General features: G+C 73.6%; 17 protein-coding genes and 1 pseudogene. 2 read left to right on the top strand and 16 right to left on the bottom strand.

Annotation, left to right across the window (positions count from 1 at the left end; all coding sequences use genetic code 11):
- Window positions 1-8: 8 nt before the first annotated feature.
- Together IE273_RS26555 and IE273_RS26560 are read right to left on the bottom strand one after the other, a co-directional pair.
- Window positions 9-413: a response regulator gene (locus IE273_RS26555; protein WP_189817682.1), complete on the bottom strand. Its 405-nt coding sequence runs from the start codon at window positions 411-413 to the stop codon at window positions 9-11.
- A 61-nt stretch (window positions 414-474) separates the two neighbouring features.
- Window positions 475-1,032, bottom strand: coding sequence for an Lrp/AsnC family transcriptional regulator (locus IE273_RS26560; RefSeq protein WP_229887566.1), 558 nt, complete (start codon window positions 1,030-1,032; stop codon window positions 475-477).
- A 100-nt stretch (window positions 1,033-1,132) separates the two neighbouring features.
- Between IE273_RS26560 and IE273_RS26565 the strand changes: the two genes are divergently transcribed.
- Window positions 1,133-2,605, top strand: a complete 1,473-nt coding sequence (locus tag IE273_RS26565; RefSeq protein ID WP_189817684.1) for a pyridoxal phosphate-dependent decarboxylase family protein — start codon at window positions 1,133-1,135, stop codon at window positions 2,603-2,605.
- 197 nt (window positions 2,606-2,802) lie between these two features.
- On the opposite strand, the gene IE273_RS26570 is transcribed toward IE273_RS26565, so the two are convergent.
- Together IE273_RS26570 and IE273_RS26575 are read right to left on the bottom strand one after the other, a co-directional pair.
- The gene (locus IE273_RS26570; protein WP_189817685.1) at window positions 2,803-3,543 is read right to left on the bottom strand and encodes a response regulator transcription factor; all 741 of its coding nucleotides are present in this window, start codon (window positions 3,541-3,543) and stop codon (window positions 2,803-2,805) included.
- A complete protein-coding gene (locus tag IE273_RS26575; RefSeq protein WP_189817686.1) occupies window positions 3,540-4,841 on the bottom strand; it encodes a sensor histidine kinase in 1,302 nt (433 codons plus the stop codon). The genes IE273_RS26570 and IE273_RS26575 overlap by 4 nt, the downstream gene beginning before the upstream one ends.
- A 181-nt stretch (window positions 4,842-5,022) precedes the next feature.
- Here IE273_RS26575 and IE273_RS44745 point away from each other — a divergent pair, with 181 nt between their 5' ends.
- A complete protein-coding gene (locus IE273_RS44745; protein WP_189817687.1) occupies window positions 5,023-7,545 on the top strand; it encodes an FtsX-like permease family protein in 2,523 nt (840 codons plus the stop codon).
- Window positions 7,546-7,815: 270 nt separating this feature from the next.
- Here the strand turns inward: IE273_RS44745 and IE273_RS26585 are convergent, their stop codons facing one another.
- The 12 genes and pseudogenes from IE273_RS26585 to IE273_RS26640 form a co-directional block, all read right to left on the bottom strand.
- On the bottom strand, window positions 7,816-8,382 hold the full coding sequence (locus IE273_RS26585; protein WP_189817688.1) for a TetR/AcrR family transcriptional regulator: 567 nt from the start codon (window positions 8,380-8,382) through the stop codon (window positions 7,816-7,818).
- A gap of 65 nt (window positions 8,383-8,447) precedes the next feature.
- A complete protein-coding gene (locus IE273_RS26590; protein WP_189817689.1) occupies window positions 8,448-8,909 on the bottom strand; it encodes a cupin domain-containing protein in 462 nt (153 codons plus the stop codon).
- Between the two features lie 175 nt (window positions 8,910-9,084).
- Complete coding sequence (gene budA / locus IE273_RS26595; RefSeq protein WP_189817690.1) at window positions 9,085-9,873, bottom strand: acetolactate decarboxylase; 789 nt, start codon at window positions 9,871-9,873, stop codon at window positions 9,085-9,087.
- A gap of 14 nt (window positions 9,874-9,887) precedes the next feature.
- Window positions 9,888-11,609: an acetolactate synthase AlsS gene (alsS, locus tag IE273_RS26600; RefSeq protein WP_229887568.1), complete on the bottom strand. Its 1,722-nt coding sequence runs from the start codon at window positions 11,607-11,609 to the stop codon at window positions 9,888-9,890.
- Between the two features lie 428 nt (window positions 11,610-12,037).
- Window positions 12,038-13,909, bottom strand: a pseudogene (locus tag IE273_RS26605) (MFS transporter); the annotation flags it as partial.
- Between the two features lie 83 nt (window positions 13,910-13,992).
- Window positions 13,993-14,529 carry a MarR family winged helix-turn-helix transcriptional regulator gene (locus tag IE273_RS26610; RefSeq protein ID WP_189817692.1) on the bottom strand — a complete coding sequence of 179 codons (537 nt, stop codon included), beginning with the start codon at window positions 14,527-14,529 and terminating at the stop codon, window positions 13,993-13,995.
- A 125-nt stretch (window positions 14,530-14,654) separates the two neighbouring features.
- Complete coding sequence (gene poxB / locus IE273_RS26615) at window positions 14,655-16,388, bottom strand: ubiquinone-dependent pyruvate dehydrogenase (protein WP_189817693.1); 1,734 nt, start codon at window positions 16,386-16,388, stop codon at window positions 14,655-14,657.
- Window positions 16,389-16,674: 286 nt separating this feature from the next.
- On the bottom strand, window positions 16,675-16,923 hold the full coding sequence (tatA, locus tag IE273_RS26620) for a Sec-independent protein translocase subunit TatA (protein ID WP_189817694.1): 249 nt from the start codon (window positions 16,921-16,923) through the stop codon (window positions 16,675-16,677).
- Between the two features lie 148 nt (window positions 16,924-17,071).
- Window positions 17,072-18,577: a dolichyl-phosphate-mannose--protein mannosyltransferase gene (locus tag IE273_RS26625; RefSeq protein ID WP_229887575.1), complete on the bottom strand. Its 1,506-nt coding sequence runs from the start codon at window positions 18,575-18,577 to the stop codon at window positions 17,072-17,074.
- A gap of 305 nt (window positions 18,578-18,882) precedes the next feature.
- Window positions 18,883-21,144 (bottom strand): ATP-binding protein, encoded by a 2,262-nt coding sequence (locus IE273_RS26630; protein ID WP_189817695.1) that lies wholly within the window; start codon window positions 21,142-21,144, stop codon window positions 18,883-18,885.
- A 250-nt stretch (window positions 21,145-21,394) separates the two neighbouring features.
- Window positions 21,395-22,636 carry a cytochrome P450 family protein gene (locus IE273_RS26635; protein ID WP_189817696.1) on the bottom strand — a complete coding sequence of 414 codons (1,242 nt, stop codon included), beginning with the start codon at window positions 22,634-22,636 and terminating at the stop codon, window positions 21,395-21,397.
- Between the two features lie 201 nt (window positions 22,637-22,837).
- Window positions 22,838-23,329, bottom strand: coding sequence for a hypothetical protein (locus IE273_RS26640; RefSeq protein ID WP_189817697.1), 492 nt, complete (start codon window positions 23,327-23,329; stop codon window positions 22,838-22,840).
- Window positions 23,330-23,408: the final 79 nt, after the last annotated feature.

Raw genomic sequence — 23,408 nt, forward strand, 5'->3', positions numbered from 1 at the left:
GCCGGGGCTCACTGCCCGGGGCCCGCGGGCCCGGCCGGGCCGGACCGTCGGGGTGCCGAGGGGGCGAACAGGCCCCGCAGATCGGCGTCGAACAGCTTGTCCTTGGCGACGAAGGACTCGATTCCCGCTCTGCTCAGTTCCTCCTGCGACCAGAACGACTTGTCCGTGGAGGTCAGCACGATCCGCGGCGGAGCGTCCTCCTCGGTCAGCCGGCGGGCCACGCTCAGTCCGTCCAGGTCGGGCAGGTGCAGGTCGAGCAGCAGTCCGTCGGGGCGGTGTGCCCGCACCGCGGCCAGGGCCGAGGCGCCGTCCCGGGACTCCGCCACGACACGCAGGCCCCGTGCCGTCAGCAGCGTCGTGGCGATGCGGCGGAATCCGGGGTCGTCGTCGACGACGACGATGTTGATGCACATGTCCTCAGCATGCCCAACGGTCGGACGGCGGGGCCATAGGGGGAGCCCTACGGTTTGTGTATCACTCACGCAAGGGGATTTCCGCGCGCGCCCTCGTGGCCTCCCGCACCGGACGGGCGGCGTCGGGCGGGTTCCGCCTCGGCCGCCCGGCCTCCCCTCCCCTCTCGGCGGCCCGCTCGATCAGCGCGCGGGTGCGCGGCGGCAGTTCCTCGCGCAGCGAGACGACGGTGCTGGTGCGCACGACACCCGGCACGTCGAGGAGTTCCCCCGAGACACGGTGCAGGTCCGCGGTGTCGCGGGCGACGACCTTCAGCAGCAGGTCGGCCTCGCCCGTGGTGGAGTGCATCTCGACCACTTCGGGGAAGGCCGCGAGCGCGGCGGTGGCCCGGCGCCCGGTGGTCTGGCTCAGCGCGACGGAGACGAAGGCGACGAGGCCGTGGCCGAGGGCGGCGGGGTCGACGCGACGGGAGAACTCGCGGACGACACCGTTCGCCCGCATCCGCTGGAGCCGGGCGTGGAGTGTGTTGCGGGCGATGCCCAGCCGTTTGGCCAGGGCGAGGCTGCTGGCGTCGGGGTCGTCGTCGACGGCGAGCAGGATACGGGCGTCGAGAGCGTCCATGGTGACCATTCTGATATTCGATGCCTTGTGCACGTATCATAATGCTCAGTGACAGGTTGCTCTGTTGCGGGGACACACACGTGTTTCGCACGCTGCCGCCATGCCTCGATCCCCTGAACTTCCTCTGTCCGTGCCGCCCTGCGGCCCGCCCGCGGCGCCGGCCGAGCGGGCGGAGATCCTCGACGACCTCCGCCGCTACCTGGCGACGGCCTGGGAGTCGTTCGACCGTCCGCGGCCGAGCGAACCGCACCCGGACGCGGAGCTGGTCGGCAGGCTCGGCGGCCCGCTGCCGGAACTGCCGGGCGAGACACGTGCCGCGCTGGACGACGCGGTGCGCGTCCTGGAGGCCAGTGTGTCGCCGTCGCGACCGCTGTTCCTCGCCTACGTCGGCTCCACCGGTCTGGAGACGGGTGTGCTGGCCTCGGCGCTGTCCGCCGCCTACGACGCGAACCTGGCGACCGCCGCCGGGGCCGCCGACCTGCTCGACGAGCAGGCCGTGCGCTGGGTGGCCGAGTTCGTCGGCTACCCGGTGGCGGAGGGGCACTTCACCAGCGGCGGCCAGACCTCCAACTTCACCGCGCTGCTCGCGGCGCGGGAGCAGGCGCTGCCGGGCGCCCGCGAGCACGGGGTGGCCGGCCGGCGGGCCACCGTCTACTGCTCGGACGAGGCGCACCACTCCGTCGTACGGGCCGTGGAGGCGGCGGGACTGGGGCGCCGGGCGCTGCGCCGGATACCGACCGACGGGCAGCGCCGGATGCGGGCGGACCTGCTGCACGCGGCCCTGGTGCGCGACCGGGCGGAGGGCTGCACCCCGGTCGCCGTCGTCGCCACCGCCGGCACCACGCTGACCGGGGCGGTCGACCCGCTCGCCGCGATCGCCGACGTGTGCGAGCGCGAGGGCGTGTGGCTGCACGTCGACGGCGCCTACGGCCTGCCCGCCGCCGCCACCCGGACGGCCGCGCCCCTGTTCACCGGGCTCGACCGGGCGGACTCCGTCACCGTCGACGCGCACAAATGGCTCGGCGTGCAGAAGAGTTGCAGCGTGGTCATGCTGCGGCGGCGCGGTCCGCTGCGGGCTGCGTTCGGCCACGAGGAGCGCTACATGCTCCACCAGGAGGACACCGGCAACCCGGTCGACCACACCTTCGAGTACTCGCGGCCGTTCCGTTCCCTGCGCGTGTGGCTGTCCCTGCGGGTGCACGGCGCCGACCGGTTCCGGTCCTGGATCGAGCGGACGCTCGCCCTCGCCGCGCTGCTCGCCGACGAGGTGCGGGCGCACGCCTCGTTCGAGCTGCTGCACGAGCCGATGCTGTCGACCGTCTGCTTCCGGCACCTCGTTCCGGGGCTGGGCGACGCGGAACTCGACGCCCACAACGAGCGTCTCGCCCGCGCCCTGCAAGCCGACGGCCGGGTCTTCCTCGCGCCGGCCGTCGTCGACGGCCGCACCTGCCTGCGCGTCTGCTTCGTGAACTTCCGGACCGCCCCCGACGCCGTGAAGACGGTGCTGGAGGTGGCGGACGAACTGGGACTGGCCCTCGCCACCGGGAGCGGCGTCACCGGGGCGCACCTGTAGGGAGGGCCCTACACACATCGCCGTGGAAACATGGGGTCCGCTCCATCGCGGGGGGGCGTCCGCGGCGAGAAACATATGTCCTGACCTTCCCGGAACCGCCGCGGTCCCCAGGGGACGCACCGACCGCGGCAGGTGTCGCCGGGCATCCGTGAGGGACGGGTGCCCGGCGACACCGTTTCCGCGGCGCGTCCATGGCGTCAGTCGGCGGCCGGACCCCGTGCGTCCTGGGCGGTGCACACCCCGTTCTCCCAGGCCCAGGCGGCGATCTCCACCCGGTTGCGGGCGGCGAGCTTGCGCTGGACGCTCCCGAGGTGCGTCTTGACGGTGGACAGGGAGACGTACAGCTCGGCCGCCAGCTCCTCGTTGGTACGGCCGCGCGCGACGAGTCGTACGACGTCCAGCTCGCGGGCGGTGAGCGGGAGTTCGAGCGCTGTCGGGCGGGTCCGGGACGAGCCGCGCCGCCGGTCCGCGGGCCTGCCGGGGGCCGCCTCGGACGCGGCCTCGGACGCGGCGTCGGTCATGTGCCGGAGCAGCCGCACCGTCACCGCCGGGGAGATCAGGGCGTTGTCGGCGGCCACCGCCCGCACGGCCTCGACGAGCAGCGCGGGGGAACCGTCCTTGAGGAGGAAGCCGTAGGCGCCGTTGCGCAGCGCCCGGTACACGTACTCGTCCAGGTCGAAGGTGGTGGCGATGAGCACCTTCAGCGGGTCGGCCGCCTCCGGGCCCGCCAGCAGCCGGGTCGCCTCCAGGCCGTCGATTCCCGGCATCCTGATGTCCAGCAGGCACACGTCGGGACGCAGCCGCCGGGCCTCCCGCACCGCGCTGGTGCCGTCGGCCACCGAGGCGACGATCTCCATGTCGGGCTGGGCGCCGAGGATCATGCCGTAGGCCGAGCGGATCATCTGCTGGTCGTCGGCGATGAGGATGCTGATCGTCATGACTCCAGGGTGGCAGTCGTACGGTCGTCACCGTGACGCCGGTCGTCGCCGGGGGCGGGGAGCGGGCCGGGCAGCGGGATGTGTGCCTCGACGAGCCAGCCGACGCCCGCTCGCGCCCCCGCGGTGACGGTGCCGCCGACCATGGCCGCGCGTTCCGCCAGCCCGACCAGCCCGTAGCCGGAGCGCCCGGACCGGCCCGCGCCCCCGGCGGCGGGTTCGCCCGCGCCGCCGTCGGCGGGTTCCGCGCCGCTCCCGGCGGCGTCCGGTCCGTCGTCGGTCACCGACACGAGCACCGCCGGACGGGCGGTGTCGCCGCCCAGCCGTACGTCGACGGTGACCGACTCGGCCCCGCGCGCGTGCTTGCGCACGTTGGTCAGCGACTCGCGTACGACCTGGTGCACGGTGGCGGCGACCCCCGGCGGCAGGGTGGCCGCGGTGAGGCGGGGATCGAGGGCGAGCCTGGTGGCCGGGCCGGTCGCGGAGAAGCGCTCGGTCAGGGTGCGCAGGTCGGCGAGTTCCCCGCCCGGACCTGCCGTGGACGCCGGGCCGGCGGGGTCGCGCAGGACCGCCACCATGCCGCGCATCGACTGCATGGCCTGCGACCCGGCCTCCTCCACGGCCGCCAGCATGCCGTCCAGTTCCTCCGGCGACGGGGGGCGGCCGGCCGCCGTCGCGTACCTGACGGCCTTGGTCTGGGCGATGATCGCGGTCACGTGGTGGCCGACGAAGTCGTGCAGTTCGCGCGCGTAGTCGAGGCGTTGCGCCTGGAGGCCGGCCTGGTGCTCCTGCGCCCGGTACCGGTCGAGCAGCCGGAGGTACAGGCCCAGTACCGCCGCCAGGACGGCGGCGAACCAGAACGCCGGGACCACGAACGGCACCAGCGGTTCGTACTCGGACCGCGGCAGCCGCAGGAGGATCACGGTCAGCGCGACCAGCGCCCCGCCGGCCAGTGCCGCGGCGCGCAGCGGCGGACGCAGGCGCGCCGCGCGGACGACGACCAGCAGCAGGGCACAGGTCTCGACGAGGCCGAAGGTGGTGTCGGGTCGGGCGGCCACCCGGGTGGTCACCAGGGTCACCAGGCAGGACGCGAGGACACCCGCGGCGGCCACCGCGTCGAAACGGTCCCGGCGCACGGCGACGGCGGCGAGCAGCAGGCCGCCGGCCACCGTCCAGGCCGCGGCCAGCGGCACGGAGCCGGTGTCCGCGCCCTCGGTCGCCACCGCGGCGATCAGGAGCACCGCCGCGCAGGCCGCCGCGATCCGCCTGCCTCCCGCCGGGACGTCGAAGAGCTGGTTCATGCCGGGAGGGTACGGCGCCGCCCCACCGCCGCGCCTCGTCCGTTCGGCCGAGGGACGCCCGGCCCGCACCCCGGACCTTCGCACCTCCGGCTGATCCACGCGCACCCCGGCCCCGGTCAGGATCGGACCGTCCGCCGGCTCCCCGGCACCGTCACCCCCGACCGCAGCGCTGGAAGGCCTCATGCTCCGTACCGTCGTGCGTTCCGTGCTCCGCGACCGGCACCGTTTCGTCCTGCCCGCCCTGGCCGTGCTGATCGGGGTCGCCTGCGTCAGCGGCTCCCTGCTGTACACCGGGTCGCTGGCCCGGGGCGCCGAGCGGCTCCAGCGGGCCTCGCGCCCGGACGTGTCCGTGGAGGTGCGCCCCACCGGAGGCGGCGCGGCGCCCGGCGAGGCGCTGCGGCGCAGGCTCGCCGCGCTGCCCGGGGTGGCGGCGGCCCGGGGCACCCTGCGCGGCCCGGCCTTCCTCGTGGCGCGCGACGGCACCCTGGTGGGTCCGCCGTCCGCCGACGCCGGCGTGAACTTCGTACCGGACGCGCACGGCGCCGACCCCCGCTACCCGATGACGCGGGGGCGCGGCCCGCAGGGTCCCGGGGAGATCGCCGTGGACCGGTGGTCGGCCGAGCGGGCCGGGCACCGGGTCGGTGACCGGATGCGGGTCGTCGTCGCCGGCGAGGTCCGCTCGGTCCGGCTCACCGGTGTCTTCACCGTGTACGACCCCGCCACCGCCGCCGGCGGCACGGTCACCGCGTTCGACGGTGCCACCGCGCGGACCCTGTTCGCGCCGGCGCCCGGCCGGTACGCGTCGGTGACCCTCACGGCCGCCCCCGGTACCTCGGCGCCGGCCCTCGCGGAGCGGGCGTCGCGGATCCTGCCGCGGGGCCTCGAGGCGGTGACCCGCGCCGAACTGGACAGGGAGGCCGCGGCGGCGCCCGACCGGCAGAAGCTCGGCACGCTCCTGCTGCTCTTCGCCGGCATCGCCCTGTTCGTCTCCGCCTTCCTGGTGAGCAACACCTTCACCATGCTGAGCGCGGTGCGGGCCCGCGAGCACGCCCTGCTGCGCGCGGTGGGCGCGAGCCGCCGCCGGGTGCTGGGCATGGTGCTCGCCGAGGCGGCCGTCGTCGGAGCCGTGGCGGCCGTGGCCGGGTACGCGCTCGGGGTGGGCGTGGCCACGCTGCTCGGCGCCCTGTTCGGACCGGCCGCCGGGCCCGCGGACACCGCCGCGCCGGCGCTGCTGTCCCCCGTTCCGCTGCTGACGGCCCTGTGCGTCGGCGTGGGGTTCACGGCCGCCGCCGCGTACGTTCCCGCCCTGCGGGCCTCCGCCGTCGCCCCGGTGGCGGCGCTGCGCACGCACCTGCCGACCCCGGCCGCCGCGCTGCGGCGCCGCAACCTGGCCGGCCTCGCGGTCACCGCGGCCGGTGCGCTGCTGATGGCCGCCGGCGAGGGCGACCTCGGTGTCCTGTCCCTCGCCACGCCGGTGCTGCTGGCCGGGCTGATCCTGCTCACGCCGCAGCTCGCGCGCGCCGCCACCCGGGCGCTGCGCGCGCCGGTACGGGGGCTGACCGGGGTACGCGGCACCCTGGCCCTCGCCAACGCGCGCCGCGATCCACGGCGTACGGCCGCGACCGCCGGGGCGCTCACCGTGTGCGTGGCGCTCGTCAGCGCGGTCACCGTGGCGCTGTCCTCGCTGAGCGCCACGGCGGGGCGTCAGGCCGAGGCCGGCATGCCGACGGACCTGCGGATCACCGCGGTCGACTACGCGCAGGTCGGCGCGCACACGGCGGCACGGGTGGCACGGCTGCCGCACGTGGCGGCGGTCAGCGCGGTCCGCGAGGCCGGCATCCGCCTCCGCGACGGCTCCGACCTGTGGACCACGGTGGTGGATCCGCGGGCCGTGGGCCGGGGCCGCCTCGCCGACCTCACGGTGCGCGCGGGCGACCTGGACGAGCTGGCCGACCGGGCCGACGCCATCGCGGTCACGCGGGACCTGGCCGAGGAGCACGGGTGGCACCTGGGCGACCGGATCGCCGGCAGGCGTCTGTCGGACGAGGGCGCGGCGGACGGCCCGGCGCTGGACCGCCGGATCGTCGCGGTCTACGACGGCCCCGACGCCCTCGGCCCGGCCCTGCTGCCGGAGAGCGCGGTGGCCGGGAGCGGTACGCCGCAGGGTGCGGTGATGTCGGTGCTGGTGCGTGCCGAACCGGGGCGCACGGCCGCGCTGAAGGAGGAGATCCGCCGGGCCCTGCGCAATCCGGTGCTGCTCGTGGAGGACCGGGCGGACGCGGCGCGGGACGCCGAGAGCGGCTTCGGACCGCTGTTGTCGGTGCTGTACGCGATGCTCAGTGTCACGGTCGCCGTCGCGGCGCTGGGCGTGGCGAACACCATGGGCATGGCGGTCTTCGAGCGGGTGCGGGAGATCGGCCTGCTGCGCGCGGTCGGTCTCGACCGTGCGGGCGTGCGGTCCATGCTGCGGGTGGAGGCGGTGGTGGTCTCGGCGCTGGGCGCCGGGCTGGGCATCCTCGCGGGCGCGGCGGCGGGGGTGGCGGCGGTGGCCGGACAGCACGGGGCGGTGATCTCGGTGCCGTGGGCCGCCCTGCTGGCGCTGTTCGCGGGCGCCGGAGCCGTCGGTGTGCTCGCCGCGCTCGGACCGGGTGTGCGGGCGGCGGCTGTACCGGTGACGCGGGCGGTGGGCGGCGAGGTCGGGTGAGCGGTGCGGAACGTGTGCCGCTCCCGGCCCACGGATGGAGCACCGGGAAGGAGGCGTGTCCCCGCGCACGGAGCCGAACCGGACCGGTACCCCACTGGGACCACCGGGCACACGGCGGGCCGAGCTCCGCCGGAACAGACGCCCGACAGGGCACGCGTACGGCGGGACACACGCCCCGCTGGACACGCGTCCGGTGGGGCGCGCGCCCGGCCGCGCTGTCGTCCCGGCCGCGCGGCAGGTCAGGTTTTGTGGACCACGCCTGCGCGCCGGTCAGGAGTCCAGCAGCCGCTCCGTCGTCTTCCGCAGGGTCTCGGCCACGTCCCCGAGGTCGTCGAGGTAGCCGCCGGCCATCGCCCCGTCCCGCAGGACGACCAGCGTCCGCGCCAGGTCCTCGGGTTCCGGGTGGCCCGCCGCGTCGGCCGCGTCCCGCAGGACGCCCAGGAACCACCGGCGGTGCTCCGCGACGCAGCGGCGCACCGGGTGCCCGGGGTCGGGGTGTTCGGCGGCGGCGTTGAGGAAACCGCAGCCCCTGAACCCCGGCCGCCGCACGCTGTCGCCGATCATCGCCATGATGGCGAGCAGGGCCTCGCGTCCCTGGTGGGCGGCGAGGACGGCGGCCACCTCCTGGCGCACGCGCGCGTCCCGCTGCCGCAGGTAGGACAGGACCAGGCCCTCCTTGCCGGCGAAGTGGCGGTAGAAGGTGGCCCGGGTGACCTTGGCCTCGGTGACCAGCTGTTCCACGCCGACGGTGTGGATGCCGTTCTCGTAGAACAGCCGGGCCGCTGTGCCCAGCAGCCGGTCTCGCGGATGCGTGTGGTGGGTGGCGCCCGACGTCATGGCAGCAGGGTACGGACGGACGGCCCCCGGGGCGCACCCGGTGTACGAGTGCGCCCGGTCTGGCATCAGTAGGTGGTCACGAGGGGCTTCGTCTCGTCGACGACGTACGTGGAGAGCATCATGGTCGTCACCGTGCCGACGTTGCGGGCGTTGTGGATGACGCCGTTCGGGATGAAGAACGGGTCCCCCGTGCGCAGCCTGAGCGGCGGCCTGTCGTCGAACTCCATCAGGACGTCGCCGCGGATGATGTAGCCGACCTCGATGCCGGGGTGGCTGTGCCGGCCCGACTCCTTGTGCCGCGGGATCTGCACGAGCGTCTGCACGGCTTCCCAGCCCTGGGCGGGCGAGGGGTGTTCCTGGAGCAGGGTGCGCGTCACGCCCGCGGTGGGGTCGGAGTCCACCGGGTGGTGGGCGGCGGAGTGCCCGGCGGGCTCCGCCGCGGCGGCGGTGGACGACAGGGCGGCGGCGCCGAGCGCGCCGGCCGCCGCGCCGCCGGTCGTGCGGAGCAGGAGGCGTCGGTTGATCATCGTGTGTCCTTCTCGTCGGGGCCGAGCCGCACAGGCAGAACGACCGTTCTTTCTACGAGACAATCACACGTTTCGGCACACCCACAAGGGTGAAAGTCGGCCATCGCAGACACGTGTGTGGCGGGGTCCCGACGGGAGGACATGTGCGCGTCGGACGGACATACCGTCCGGGCCGTCAGCCGTTCTCGATACGGCGGATCTGCTCGTCCAGGGGGGTCGAGGGCGTGCGCGCCCGCAGGAAATCCTGGGTGGTGGGCAGCCGCAGCCGCAGTTCCGGTATCGCTTCGACGGTGACCCGTGCGTCGGCGAGCGTGAAGTCCAGGCTGTGGCCGCCACGCGTCCGGCTCTCGTCGATGAAGTGCAGGTGGTAGCCGGCGACGGACACACCCTGCTCGAAGGAGGGGGTGAAGAAGCCGGCGAGCGTGCCGGACACCTCGCGGAAGGTGTTCTCCGCCTGGCCGGCCGTCGCCTCGGCGAGGGTCGGGTACGGCCGCTGCTGCCGGGCCACGGTCCGGGTGCGCAGGTCGGTGAAGTGTCCGTCGATCCGTACCGCGTGCACCAGGTTGGGGCTGGTCAGCAGTCCGTCCACGGCCTCTTCCGTCTCGGCCCGGGTCAGCGGCCCCGACAGCCCGGCACGCCGTTCGGGCCGGAAGCGGGTCACCGCGGCGAAGGGGGTCGGCTCGTCGCCGCCGGCCTCCTCGACCGAGCCGTCGGCCCGCAGGCGGTAGCAGGTTCCGCCGAGCACGAGCATCTCGCCGTCGAGCCGGTCGAACGTACCGAGGCCGAAGTCGCCGTGCCGCAGCAGTTCGGCGACGGTGACGTCACCGTCGTAGACCCCCGCGAGCAGGGCGGCGATGGTCGACGTCTGGTAGAGCGCCGGTGGCGCGCCGCGGAACGGCGGCAGGTGCCGCAGCGCGGAGACGAATCGGTGCAGCCGGTCGGCGGCGCCTTCGGTCGCGGTCATGTCCTGTTCTCTCCTCACTCGAACGCGCCGGGAATCAGGTGCTCGCCCAGTTCGGTGTTGCGCGAGTAGTCGACCGGCACGTCGATGATCGTGGGTCCGTCGGCCCCGAGCGCCCGGCGCAGCGCGCTGCCGAACTCCTCCATGGTCCGCACGCGCACACCCCGGGCGCCGAACGCCTCCGCGTAGGCGACGGCGTCGTAGTCGCCGAGGGCGACCCCGCTCCTGCGCCCGTACTTGAGGTCCTGCTGGAAACCGACCATGTCATAGGTGTTGTCGCGGAAGATGATGTGGACGAAGGTCAGGCCCAGGCGGGTCGCGGTCTCCAACTCCTGTGCGGAGAACAGGAACCCGCCGTCCCCGGAGACGGAGACGATCTGCGTTCCGGGGCGGACCAGCGCGGCGGCGACGGCCCACGGCAGTGCCACGCCGAGGGTCTGCTGGCCGTTGGAGAACAGCAGCCGCCGCGGTTCGTAGACGCGGAAGTGGCGGGCCATGTGGATGTACACCGAGCCGATGTCGCAGGCGATCGTGGCCTGGTCGTCGAGGTGGTCACGCAGTTCCAGGCAGACGGCCGCGGGGTCGAGACCCCGGTCGGAAACGGGCCGGGCACGGGCCTCGTCGTCGATGGCGGTCAGCCGGGCGCGCTGCGCCGCCACGGCGGCGTCGGCCTCGGGGCCCAGCCGGACCGGTCCGGTGTGGCGGGCCAGTTCGGCGAGGGTGGCGGCGATGTCGCCGCGCAGTTCGAGCGCGGGCTGGTAGTGGTTGTCGATCTCGGCGGGCAGGGCGTCGATGTGGACGACGGTGCGCTCCGGGTCGGTGTTCCACAGTCCGGGGTCGTACTCCACCGGGTCGAAGCCGATGGCGAGGATGACGTCCGCGGCGGCGGCGACGACGTCGGCGGGCTGGTTGCGGAAGAGCCCGACCCGGCCGAGATAGTGGCTCTCCAGGTCACGGGAGACCACACCGGCCGCCTGGAAGGTCTCGATCACCGGCAGTCCGCCGCCGGCGATGAGGGAGCGGATCGCCGCGCAGGCCGCCTCGCCGGCACCGCGCGCGCCGACCAGCACGACCGGGTTGCGGGCGCCGCGCAGGAGGCGGGCGACCTCGCGTATCTGCCCCGTGGGGGCGGGCCCCGCGGGCGGAACGGGCAGCGTCTTGCGGATGGCCGCGGGCGTGGTCTCCGCCGCGACGTCGGCGGGGAGGATCACGGCGGCGGCGCCGCGTGGCTCGGTCAGCGCGCAGCGGAAGGCGTTGGCGACGGCCTCGGGGACGTTGTCGGGGTGGCTGACCTCGCCGGCGGACTTGGTGACGGCCGCCGGCAGCGCGGCGGCGTCCATCGACTGGTGCGTGCGCTTGAGCCGGTCGGGCCGGGAGACCGCGCCGCACAGGGCGACCACCGGGTCCTGCTCGGTGGTGGCGGTCAGCAGTCCGGTCGCCAGGTTGCTGGTGCCCGGGCCGGAGGTGACCAGGACCACTCCCGGGATCCCGGTGAGCCGGCCGACGGCCGCGGCCATGAAGACCGCGTTCTGCTCGTGCCGGCAGACGACGAGTTCCGGTCCCCCGTCGACCAGCGCGTCGTAGACCGCGTCGATCTTCGCGCCGGGAACTCCGAAGACGTACGGCACGTCGTTCGCTTGCAGGCACTCCACGACCCGCTGCGCGGACCTGGTCGGCTCGGCGGGAACGCCGCCGGTGCCGCCTGCGGCGGCCGACGGAGGGCGGACGGGTGCGCTCACGGGCTTCACCTCGTTGCTCGGGCGGCCTGCGGGACGATGCCACGGCCGCGTGGGGGGGGACGGGCCGGTTCGGGCTTCGGCCCGCTTCAAGCATCGTGCCAACTCCCGTCGCTGTCGCGGCGAGTGACGGCCCGCCGATGGCCGGCGGGGTGTTCCGTGGCGGTATCCGGTGGGCACTGTCGCCCCCAACCGGGCGAAAGGGAGGGGAGATACGTGTCTGAGATCGTCGATCCGGCCGCGTGCCTCCGCCATCTGACGCTGTGGCGCCCGTGATTGACATCACGTCAGAAGACGCGCCCGCGTCCAGCCCCTCGGGCACGTGTGGGTGTCGCAGCCGTCGGAGACCCGGCCGGTGGCCCCGGCCGGCGCGGTACGACACGGCCGTGCCGGTCCCTGGCGGGAGCGGCACGGCCGTGTCGTACTGGTCAGCCCGTGGCTGCCGTCAGCAGGACGTCGTGGACGACCGACTCGTCGTCGACCACGATCGTGGACTCCTGCGGCTGGTAGCCGTCGGCGGAGGTGATCAGGACGTACCGCCCGGAGCCGGGGGCGTCCAGCGTGTAGGAGCCGTCGGCCTGTACCTCCGCCCGGGTCACCTGCCGGCCCTCCGGTGAGGTCAGCGTGACCTCGGCCCGCGGTACGGGCTCGCTCCCGGCGGCGCGGACCCGGCCGCGGACCGGGATGCCCTCGGACCCGGGGGCCTGCGCGACCGCGTCGACGGCCTCCGCCGGCACGGGTATCCCGGCGACGGCCTCGGCGGTCTCCGCCGCCTGGGCCGCCTCCGCCGCCTGGACCAGGCCGCTGGAGGCACGCAGCGGGACCTCCTTGATGAACAGGGTCACCAGGAAGGCGATCAGCGCGATCGGGGCGACGTACATGAAGATGTCGCCGATGCCGTGCCCGTAGGCACCTTCCAGCCAGGTGCGGACCGGGGCCGGCAGCAGGGCGAGGTCGGGCAGCTGGCCGCCGCCGGACGCCTTGGCGGCCACGGCCTGGTCCGGCGGGCTGAGCTGGGTGATGGTCTCGCGCGCGTAGTGGCCGATGCGGGTGGTGAGGACCGAGCCGAGCACGGAGACGCCCACCGCGCCGCCGAGGGACCGGAAGAAGGTCACCGTGGAGGACGCGGCACCGAGGTCGGTCGGGGCGACCTGGTTCTGGGTGCACAGCACGAGGTTCTGGAGCGTCATGCCGACGCCGAGGCCCATCAGCGCCATGCACAGCGCGATGAACAGGTACGGGGTGTCGTAGCGGAGCATGCCCAGCAGGGCCAGGCCCGCGGTCAGCAGCACACCGCCGGTCAGCAGCCAGCCCTTCCACTTGCCGGTGCGGGTGATGACCCGGCCGGAGACCGTGGAGGAGACGAACAGGCCCGCGATGAACGGGATCGTCATGATGCCCGACCTGGTCGGGGAGTCGCCGCGCGCGAGCTGGAAGTACTGACTGAAGAAGACGGTGCCCGCGAACAGCGCGATGCCGACGAAGAGGGAGGCGAGGGAGGCGAGGGCGATGGTGGGGTTGCGGAACAGCCGCAGCGGGATGATCGGCTCCGCGGCCCTCGTCTCGACGAACAGGAAGATCAGCGCCAGCACGATCGACGCGGCGACCAGGGTGTACGTCTGCCAGGACAGCCAGGCGTACTTGTCGTCGGCGAAGGTGACCCAGATCAGCAGGGTGCAGACGGCCGCGGTGACGAAGAAGGCGCCGGCCCAGTCGACCTTGACGTCACGCTTGGCGACCGGCAGGTTCAGCGTCCGTTGGAGGACCACCAGCGCGACGAGCGCGAAGGGGATGCCGACGAACAGGCACCAGCGCCAGCCGAGCCAGCTGGTGTCGGTGATGACACCGCCGAGCAGCGGGCCGCCGACGGTGGCCACGGCGAAGGTCGCGCCCAGGTAGCCGGAGTACCGGCCGCGCTCGCGCGGAGAGATCATCGCGGCCAGGACGACCTGTGCCAGCGCGGACAGACCGCCACCGCCCAGGCCCTGGATGACACGTGCGGTGATCAGCGTCGCGGGGTTCGGCGCGAGACCGGCCACCAGGGAACCGATGGAGTAGACGATCAGCGCCGACTGGACCAGGATCTTCTTGCTGAACTGGTCGGCGAGCTTGCCCCACAGCGGGGTGGAGGCGGTCACCGCCAGCAGGGAGGCGGTGACGACCCAGGTGTAGGCGCTCTGGCCGCCGCCGAGGTCACCGATGATCCTCGGCAGCGCGTTGGTGACCACGGTCGAGGACAGGATGGCGCAGAACAGGCCGAGCAGCAGTCCGGAGAGCGCGCGCATGATCTGCGCGTGGGTCATCGGCGCGTCGGGCGAACCTCCTCTTGGACGGGCGTGGGCCCGCACACCGGCTTTCGGGGTGGTTGTCATGGGGTTTCTCGTCCTTACGTGGTGACAGCGGGTGTACGGGGCGAGCGCTCGTCCTCGGGCGGTCCGGTGCCGGGGTCCTGTTCGGTCCCGGGGTGCCGTTCCGCCCAGGGCTCCTCATCGGTCCACGGATCCTCGAAGCTCGCCCGGAGCCGGGCCATGAGGCACGTCAGCTGCCGGATCTCCTCGTCGCTCCAGTCGCTCAGCCGCCGGGCGAGCGTCTGTGCGGTGCGCTCGGACAGCCGGGCGAGCACGGCCCGGCCCGCGGGGGTCAGGCGCAGGATGCGCGAGCGCCGGTCGGCGGGATCGGGGCTGCGGTCGATCCAGCCCCGGGCCGCCACGTGCGCGACGTGGCGGCTGGTGACGGACATGTCGACGGCGAGCAGTTCGGCGAGCCTGCCGATGCGCATGTCGCCGTCGCGGCCGAGCAGTGCCAGCACCGTGGCGGCGACGTTGGAGCAGCCGTCCGGAAGGTTCCGGCCCAGCTCCCGCCGTACGGATCCGATGGCGCTCAGCTGGCGCATCAGCTCCTCGTACTGCGCGGTGTCGGCCACACGTGCCTCCCAACATTCTTGCTTAAGGCAACTATGGAGTTGCTCGGTTGCCTGGGGCAAGCGTTTCAGGTGTGCCCTGGAGCACACATGTCACCGGGGACACGTGTTACCGGGTGCCCGGCCGCTCAGTGCAGGATCCGCCGGGCGACATTGGTGGTGACCAGGTCGAGGAGTTCCTCGCCCCGGCCGGACAGGATGGTGCGGATGGCGTAGAGGGTGAAGCCCTTGGCCTGCTCGACCGTGACCGCCGGCGGCACGGACAGCTCCTGGCGGGCCGTCATGACCTCGACCAGAGCGGGTCCGTCGTGCGCGAAGGCACCCTTGAGCGCGTCCTCCAGATCACCGGGCCGCTCCACCCTGCGGGCCCACAGCCCGACCGCGGCGGCGACCTCGGCGAGCTGCGGGTTGTCCAGCTCGGTCGCGTAGTTGACGATGCCCGCCGCCTTCATCTCCAGCTCCACGAAGTTCAGCGAGCCGTTGTTGAAGACGACGATCTTGGCGGGCAGGCGGTTCTGCCGCAGGGTGAACAGCTCCCCGAGGAGCATGGTGAGCCCGCCGTCGCCCGACAGCGAGACCACCTGACGGCCCGGATACGCCGCCTGCGCGCCCACGGCGTGCGGCAGGGCGCAGGCCATGGTGCCGTGGTTGAACGAACCGAGCAGCCGCCGGTGTCCGTTGAAGGTCAGGTAGCGGGCCGCCCACACCACCGGGGACCCGACGTCGACGGTGAAGACCGCGTCCCGGTCCGCGAGGCGGTCCAGGGTGCGGGCCACGAACTGCGGGTGGATGGGGGTGCGTTCGCGGTCGTTGACGGCGAGCGCGTCCAGCGACTTGCGCGTGCGGGCGTAGTGGGCGAGGGCCTCGTCGAGGTGCTTGCGCCCGCTCTTGACGGTCAGCAGCGGCAGCAGCGCGGGCAGGGTGTCGCGCACGCTGCCGACCAGGGGCAGGTCGACATGGGTGCGCCGGCCGATCTGCTCGCCGCGGAGGTCGAGCTGGATCACCTTCGCGCCCTGCGGATAGAACTGCCGGTAGGGGAAGTCGGTGCCCAGCATCAGCAGGGTGTCCGCCTCCTCGATCGCCTTGTAACCGGAGGCGAAGCCGAGCAGACCGGTCATCCCGACGTCGTACGGGTTGTCGTACTCGACGTACTCCTTGCCCCGCAGCGCGTGCACGACGGGCGCCTTGAGGGTCTCGGCGAGCCGGACCAGGTCGTCGTGGGCGCCGGCCGCGCCGGCGCCCGCCAGGATCGTCACCCGCTGCCCGTCGTTCAGCAGCGCGGCGGCCTCGCGCAGGTCGGCGTCGTCCGGGCGGACGACGGTCCTGGCCGGGCGCACCACCGTGGGGGCCAGGTCGCGGCCGGTCTTGCCGAGGAAGATCTCGCCGGGTACGACGACGACCGCCACGCCCCTGCGTTCGACGGCCGCCCGCATCGCCATCTCCAGGATGCGCGGCCCGTGCTCGGGGCTGGTGACGACCTCCGCGTAGACGCTGCAATCGGCGAACAGCTCCTGCGGGCGCGTCTCCTGGAAGTAGCCGGAGCCGATCTCGCCGCCCGGGATCTGGGCGGCGATGGCGAGGACCGGCACGCGGCTGCGCTGGGCGTCGAAGAGCCCGTTGATCAGGTGCAGGTTGCCGGGACCGCAGCTGCCGACGCAGACGGTCAGATCTCCGGTCAGCCCGGCCTCGGCCGCCGCCGCGAAGGCGGCGCTCTCCTCGTGCCGCACGTGCACCCAGTCGACCTCGCCGTCGCGCCGGATGGCGTCCGTCAGACCGTTGAGGGAGTCGCCGGGCAGGCCGTACAGGCGCCGCACGCCGGAGGCCTTCAGGGAGGCGATGACGTGGTCAGCGAAGGTGGGCATACAGGTCGCCTTTCGTCGGTCGTGAGCGCGTCCGGGGCGGCGGGGAAGCCCGTGGGCTGATGCCCGCCTGCTCTCGGCCCGGCGCGCTGAGCAGCGCCTGATCAGTGTCGGGGAACCGACATTGCGCACACATCCGTCGAATGACTGCGTCACCGGCGCGACGGCGTCTTCCGTCCCTGGGTCGGACGACTGTCCGGCTCCGTCCCCCGGCGGCCCGAGGGCCACGCATGCGGCCCTCGGCCGGGTTCGCACCGGCGCGGACGGCCCGCGGTCGCCCGCCCGGCGGTCAGCGCTCGGTGGCGGGCTCTGCCGTGGCGGTGTCCGCGGCAGGGGCGCGGCCGGCGTGCGCCACGGTGGCGGCGGTGGTTCCGTCCGCGGCGTCGTCCTCCCGCATCGCCCGGGCCTCGCTCTTGAGGATGCGCATCGAGCGGCCCAGTCCGCGGGCGGCGTCGGGGAGTTTCTTCGATCCGAACAGCGCGATGAGCACGACCGCCACGATGAGCAGGTGCCAGGGTTCCAGTCCGTTGCGAAGCATTGCGTGTTCTCCTCGGGTCAGGAAGGTCGGTGTGTGAGGCCAGTACGTGGGCCCTTGCGTCAGGTGTCGGGGTCCACATACAGAGCGGAACACACATGTGCCTTTCACGCAATGCCGGGCAACCTGGCACGTATGCGCAACACGGCCGTCAGATCCAGGTGTCGAGCCACATTCTGCTGTGCCAGTCGGCGTACGGGATCGTCTGCCCGGTGTAGAGCGGGAAGAAGTAGACGAAGTTCCAGGCGATGAGCAGAACGAGCACGCCCGCGGCCACCGCGCCCACGGTGCGGCGTCCGCGGTCCGCGCCCGGCGGCCCCGACAGGGCTCCCACCATCATCGTCACGGCCAGGCACAGGTACGGCACGAAGACCACCGCGTAGAAGGAGAAGATCGTGCGGTCCTGGTAGAGGAACCAGGGCAGTTGACCGGCGCCCACCGCGCACAGGATGGCGCCGGCCCGCCAGTCGCGGCGCAGCGCCCACCGGTAGAGCAGGTACACGAGGGCGCAGCATGCCGACCACCACAGCAGCGGTGTGCCGAGGGCGAGGACCGTCTGCGAACAGTCGACCGCCGTGTGGCAGCCGTCCCGCCCGGCTTTCGGCGACTCGTAGTGGAACAGCACGGGGCGGCCCAGGACCAGCCAGCTCCAGGGGTTGGACTCGTACGCGTGGGGAGAGTGCAGCCCCACGTTGAACTGGTAGACCCCGTACTCGTAGTGCCACCAGCTACGCAGCGGGGCGGGAACCCATGACCAGGTGCCGCCGCGGCCGTCGGCCCAGTGGCGTCCGTAGCCCTTGTCGGACAGGAACCAGCCGGTCCATGTCGCCAGGTACGTCGTCGCGGCGACCGGAACCAGGGACAGGACCGACCAGCCGAGGTCCTTGCGCAGCACTGCCCGGTACGGGCGGCGGGCCCCGGCGACACGGCGGGCGCCGACGTCCCACAGCACCGTCATGACCACGAAGAACGCCAGGACGTACAGCCCGTTCCACTTGGTGGAGGCCGCCAGCCCCAGGAAGAGGCCGGCGGCGAGCCGCCAGGGGCGGGCCCCCGTCCCGGCGTGGTCACCGGTGCGCGCGTCCGGGCGCGCACGGCCGTCCGCGCCGACCGGCAAGGCCGCCGCGAGCCGGGCGCGCGCGTGGTCCCGGTCGATCAGCAGGCAGCCGAACGCCGCCAGGACGAAGAACATGACCACGAGGTCCAGCAGCGCGTTACGGCTCATCACCAGGTGCAGACCGTCCACCGCCAGCAGCGTGCCGGCCAGGCATCCCAGCAGCGTCGAACGGAACAGGCGGCGGCCGATCCGGCACAGCATGAGCACCGACAGGGTGCCCAGAGCGGCCGTCATGAACCGCCAGCCGAACGGGTCCAGGCCGAACATCCACTCGCCGAGGGCGATCACCCACTTGCCCGTCGGGGGGTGCGCGACGAAGGCCCCGGTGTCGGAGAGCGGGATCGTCCGGGGGTGGGCGAGGATCTGCGGGTCGGAGATCTTGCGGTCCGGCCAGGTGCCCTCGTAGCCGAGCCGCAGCAGGGACCAGGCGTCCTTGGCGTAGTAGGTCTCGTCGAAGACGAGGGCCCGCGGCCGTCCGAGGTGCCAGAAGCGGAGCGCTCCGGCCAGGACGGCGACGAGTAACGGCCCCACCCAGTCCATCGCCTTCGCGACGGAGTACACACGTGCCGGATCGAGACGTGTCGGCTCCCACAGCCGGACCGCCGGCTTCGGGAAGGGCGGAACGAGGCGCTCACGGGTATCGGGCCCCGGGCGTGCCACGTGTCCGAAGCGGCGAAGTCGCCCCTGCCGGTCTCCGGGCTCCGCCGTCGGACCGGTGCCGTCGAGGGAACGCGTCGCGTTGTGTTGATGCACTGCCGTCGCCTTGTTCCTTGCGTGTCGCTGTGCCACTGATGATGCTGTTCTCACCTGTCCGACGACAGCTGCCGCGGCCCGGCGGCCGGTGGTCACTTCCCGGCGCGGTGGGCCGTCCTCGTCCCCGGCCGTGCCACGGACCGTGCCTTGGCTCGCATCTGCGCGGCGCGTGCGACACGGAGCCCGCCGAACAGCTCGGCCGCCCTGGCCCAGCTCGCCCGCGCCTGCTCCGCGTCCCCCCGTTCCAGCTGGGCGGACGCAAGATGGTCCCACACCTCGGCGGCGCTGTAGTCGTCGAGCACTTCACCGAAGAGCCGCAGCGACTTCTCGTAGCCGGCGACGGCGGCGTCGAGATCGCCCAGTCCCTGCCAGGCGTATCCGATGGTGCTCCACACATGCGCCTCGAAACGACGCTCCCCGGCCTCCTGGAGCATGGACAGCGCCTCCTCACACGTGGCGATGGACTGCCGGTACTCGCCGAGTGTGGCGAGGGACCAGCTCACATAGCAGAGCGCACGTCCGATCTTGTCGGGCTGCCGGCGGGCTCGGTAGATCATGAGGGCGTTGCGCGCGTGCTGGAGAGCCTCGGTGAAGCGTCGTTGCTGCTCACGCAGCCAGGCGAGGTTCAGCTCGGCACGGGCGCGGTCCGCGTCGGGCAACCGGTGCATGTGGGTGAGCATGACGTCGATCGGCTCGTCGGCGTCGTCGTGGTTGCCCGTCTCGATCAGGGCACGTGCCAGGATCGCGCTGGTTCTCACCATGGCGACCGGGTCACCGAGCGCGCCGGCCGCGTCCAGTGCGATGCGCTCGACCGTGATCTCCTCCGCCCAGCGGCCCTCGACCGTGTTGTAGCCCACCCATTCCAGCACGAGGTCGACACAGTGCCGCAGCAGCCGGGGGTCCTGGACGACGCGCAGGACGGCGGCCGTGGTCGACTCCTCCTGCCGGTACCAGTCGAGCGCCTCCTCGCGGCTGTCGACCGGCACGTGCACGACGCCCTCGGCCGCGGAGCCGGGCGGGTCGGCCTTGTACCTGGACACATACAGTCCGGCCGCGTACGCGTTGTGCCGCAGGTAGTCCATGAGGCGGATCTCGGCGGCCAGGCGGTCGTCGCGCTCCCTCTCGATGAGTTCGATGCCGTAGGCGCGGACCAGGTCGTGCAGGACGTAGCGGCCGTCGGCGTCACGGGAGAGCAGGCTGGCGGAGACGAGCGCGCGCAGCTGCCGCCGGACCCGCGCCGGCTCCGCCCCGACGAGTGAGGCCGCGGCCTCGACGGAGGCCGCCGGCCCGGGGTGCAGGGCCAGATGCCGGAACACCCGTGCCGTCCCGGCGTCGAGCGCCCGGTACGACCAGGAGAAGACGGCCCGGACGTCGGCCCGGCGGTCGCCGGTCGACAGGGCGTCCAGCCGGGCTTCCCCCAGCTCGCGCGCGGCGAGCCGCAGGGGTATCCCGGGTGTCGCGCTGAGCTGCGCGCCCACCACGGCGATCGCCAGCGGAAGAAACCCGCACAGCTCCGTCAGGCGGGCGGCGGCCTCCGGCTCGGCCCGGCACCGCTCCTCGCCGATCCGCACGGCCAGCGCGGCGAGCGCCTCCTGCCTGGTCCACACGTCCAGGCCGATCACTGAGACCCCCTCGCGCGCCGCCAGTCCGGCCAGCCGGTTGCGCGAGGTGATGATCGTCAGGCAGCCCGCGGCACCCGGCAGCAGCGGCCTGACCTGCTCCTCGTCCTGCGCGTTGTCGAGTACGACGATCAGTTGCCGGGACGCGGTGTGTTCCCGGAAGAGCGCCTCGCGCTGGTCGGTGCCACGCGGCAGATCCCCGCTGGGCACACCCAGCGCTCCGAGGAACCCGCCCAGAGCCTCTCCGGGGTCCAGGGGCTGCTCGGAGTCCTCGAATCCGCGCAGGTTCACATACAGCTGACCGTCCGGGAAACGGTCGGCCACCCGGTGTGCCCAGTGCACCGCGAGAGCCGTCTTGCCGATGCCCGCCATACCGACGATCGCCGAGACGACCGCGCGCCCGTCCCGCCCGGGAACCGGCGCCGTGACACCGTGGACCTGCGCCAGCGCCTCTTCCCGACCGCAGAACCCGGCCGGATCGGGAGGCAGCTGCCGCGGCACCTGCCAGGTGCGGCGCGCGGACGCCTGCACCAGCCGCCGCCGATCGGCCTCGTCCAGCTCCAGGGCGTCCATCAGCTCGCCCAACGTCGCCTGCCGCGGCAGGCTCTTCCCCCGTTCCATGTCGCTGATGGCCCGCACACTCACCCCGGACGCCTCGGCGAGGCTCTCCAGCGTGAACAGCGAACGCCGCCGGGCCGCGCGCAGCAACCGGCCGAACGTGGTCCTGTCGTCCATCCCCACCCCCGGCTGCCGGCCTCGGGCTCCGGCCGCGGGTCGGCGCCGGCACCTCGGATGGCGGCAAACGTAACAGGGCGGGGCCGGATGGCGACATGGCCGTCTCACGAGGTGGGCCGTCACACACCCGGCCGGACCCGCGCGGTCGCCGCACACCCGCTGTGGGCGTCACCAGGCCGGCCGGGCAGGGGTGTCGGTACGGCACTGGACGGCGGACACCGGGCGGCCGGCACATGTGTGACAGCCGGCATCAGGTCCTGCGGTACCGCACCGGCAGCGACAGCACCCCGCGCACCATGCCCGCCGGGAACCAGTCCAGGGAATCGGCGGGGACCGCCAGTTCCAGGTGCGGGACGCGGGTGAGGAGGGTGCGCAGGGCGATGCGGGCCTCCAGGCGGGCCAGCGGGGCGCCCAGACAGTGGTGGATGCCGTGGCCGAAGGAGAGGTGCCGGGCGGCGGGACGGGTGATGTCGAGCACGTCCGGGTCGCCGCCGCCCGGCAGGGGGGCGTCACGGCTCGCGGAGGCGAGGGCCACGGCGACGACGCCGCCGCGGGGGATGTGCACGCCGCCCAGTTCCAGGTCCTCGGCCGCGTACCGGTTCGTCGTGCGCTCGACGGAGGTGTCGTAGCGCAGGAACTCCTCGATCGCGTCGGGCAGGAGGCCGAGGTCCTCCCGCAGCAGCCGCAGCTGGTCGGGGTGCTGGAGCAGGGCCAGCACGGCGTTGCCCAGGAGGTTGACGGTGGTCTCGTGGCCGGCGATGACGAGCAGGGCCGCGGTGCCGGCCAGTTCGTCCTGGGAGAGGCGGCCGTCGTCCTCGTCCCGGGCGGCGACCAGCGCGGACATCAGGTCGTCACCGGGAGCGCGGCGCTTGTCGTCGGCCAGTCCGCGCAGGAACCCGTGCAGGCTCGCCACCGCCGAGGCGTACTCGGGGTGACCCACCTGGAAGGCGAGCGTCGTCCAGCGGCGGAAGTCCTGGCGGTCGGCCTCGGGGATGCCGAGCAGTTCGGCGATGACCGCGACCGGCAGCGGCGCGGTGAAGGCCTCCACCAGGTCCAGCTCGCCGGACGGCGGCATGGCGTCGACGAGTCGGTCCGCGATCTCGGTGATGCGCGGTTCCATCTCGGCGGTCCGCTTCGGGGAGAAGGCACCGGAGACCAGACGGCGCAGCCGGGTGTGCTCGGGCGGGTCCGCCTCCAGCATCTGGCCGCCGAACCCGGTGCCGCGCTTGTGGCCCAGGAAGCCCGCCGCCTCCAGCATCTCCGCGGCCGGCTCCGGGTCCTTGAGCAGCGCCGGATGGGTCAGCGCCTCGCGGGCCAGGTCGTAGTCGACGACCACCCAGCCCGTGATGCCCGGGAAGAACTGCGCCGGGTGGACGGGGCCCTTCGCGCGCAGCCGCGCGTACTGCCGGTGGGCGTCCGCCTTGAACTCCGCGCTCATGATCACCCGCTCGTGCGGTTCACCGACCGGCCGTGCCTGCTGGTGCGTGTCCATCCGAGTTTCCTCACCTTCTGCCCCGGACAGTCCCGGGGGTTCCGAGCCGGCCGCGGAACGCGCCTGCCCCTGTCGGCCGGTCCGCGCGGGGACGGGAACGTGCTCACCCCGTCGGCCGGTCCACGCGGGGACGGGAACGCGGGCCGCCCGGCCGGCCGCGGAAGCCGTTTCACACAACACGCGGGCCGGCCCCCCGCGGGTTCACCGGACCCCGACCACCTCCAGGCGGTTCGGCCCTCCGTCCGTGCCGCGCAGCGTGATGTCGAACAACAGCCGTCCCGCGCCGGGGCGCAGCGTCGTCTCACCGCCCGGCCCGACCGCCTGCCGCGGGCCCTCCTCGCGCACGCCCGGCCGCGCGCCCGCCAGGTACGTCACGTACACCAGGGCACGGCCCGGGTTGCGCACCGTCACCTGTGACGTCCGCTCGCACCGCGCACCGTCGTGCCGCCGGGCGGCGCAGACGTACCGCAGGTCGCCGAAGCCGTACGTCCCACAGGACAGCTCCATGCCGCGCGGGAGCGCGGACCGGCACACCCGGCCCGCGGTCACGCGGTCGGCGGTCGCGTCACCGGCATGGCTCGGCGACTCGCCGGCCCGGCCGGAGAACCAGCATCCCGCGGTGGCCAGCCCCAGCACGACGGCCCACGTACCCGCCGCGAGCCACCGTGCGTTCTCCCGGCGTGCGGACTTCATCGGACGGTACCCTCCACATGTCACACCGGCCCGGTGGCGCGTCGAACGGACGAACACAGTGTGCCGCACTCCCGTTCCC

It is taken from the genome of Streptomyces olivaceoviridis, from assembly GCF_014650115.1.
Classification (GTDB): Bacteria; Actinomycetota; Actinomycetes; order Streptomycetales; family Streptomycetaceae; genus Streptomyces; species Streptomyces olivaceoviridis.